This window comes from Crocinitomix catalasitica ATCC 23190, from assembly GCF_000621625.1.
Taxonomy (GTDB): domain Bacteria; phylum Bacteroidota; class Bacteroidia; order Flavobacteriales_D; family Crocinitomicaceae; genus Crocinitomix; species Crocinitomix catalasitica.
On sequence record NZ_JHXV01000070.1, the window covers coordinates 1 to 1265 of the forward strand.

1 protein-coding gene is annotated in these 1265 nt (G+C 40.8%); it reads right to left on the bottom strand.

Annotated elements, in window-relative coordinates; genetic code table 11:
* On the bottom strand, positions 1-1028 hold a 1028-nt coding region (locus tag T367_RS24320; RefSeq protein ID WP_245593076.1), incomplete at its 3' end, for a glycine-rich protein.
* Positions 1029-1265: the final 237 nt, after the last annotated feature.

Below are 1265 nucleotides of genomic sequence, written 5' to 3' on the forward strand. Positions count from 1 at the left end.
TCACATGCTGCTGGAGAACTTGAATTAGGAATTAAAACAGGAACCTCTGTACTTGTTACAATTACTTCTAAATTACAATCTTCTGGACTTGTACTAACCGCCGTATAAATAGTTTCACCCAAAGGCGGAACAAAAGACTCTCCATTCTCAATTCCTCCATCCCAAGTTACAATACCACCAGTTTCAGACGTTCCTGTTAAAGTTACAGACTCACCTGCACAAACACCTGTTGGCGTTGCAACAAGCGTTAAACCGCTACATAATATTTCGATAGAAATAAACCCATCTCCAGTTCTCACACCTTGCTCATGAACAACATCAATTGCATCAGGATGTGTATAACTACTACCACCGCCAGCGCCTTCAAAACATCCTGAACCACCACCGTAGTATCCTCCGCCACCACCAGTTCCGTACGCTCCTGTGTTATTACCCCCTAAACCTAAACTTCCGTTAGTATTCCCTCCACAAGAACCATGTCCTGTCGGACCTGCAATTCCTCCTGCCACTTGTGTTCCACCTGCTCCGGTATATTGACAATCTGAACATGAAAAAACACAAGCACTCATTCCTATTAAACCTCCACCATGACCACCTTCAGCAGTCCATGTTCCACAGTTACTACCGGATCCACCTCCACCACCAGCAACAATAATTCTATTTGCAAAATCAACGCCACCACTTCTAATATCAGAAGCGCCACCGCCACCACCATAAGTAGCATTCACTCCTGGAACACCGCCGCCATTAAAACCGCCGTAAGTTGATCCGCCCATACCACCAACATTAATTTGTAAAATCTCACCACCAGTCACGGTTAAATCAGCCCTAACAAACCCTCCATATCCTAAATTACCATAACCTTCAGCTCCGTACGCCTCTACACGTATTGAACTCACTCCAGGTGGCACAACATATGTCTGCGCTTCACCTGTATAGTTAAAGTCTATAATTTGTGACCAACTTGTAGACACTCCAAGCGCTAACAAAATCGTCAAGCACTTCGATAAAAAGTAAATTTGTTTCATAATTAATAGTAAAATGGTTTAAGCAAATATACTTAATAAAAAGTTAAATGTCAATATATTAACAATATGTACCTTAACAAAAAACGTGTGTACAAAAATTGTACACACGTTATACCTTAAAGAAGGCTGAATCTATTAATTTATTTATTGTTTCACAACCTGTGCGAATCCAATTTTATCATTTGCATTTACGCGGATAATGTAAGCACCATTTGCTAATTCTTCCATTGAAAGTTC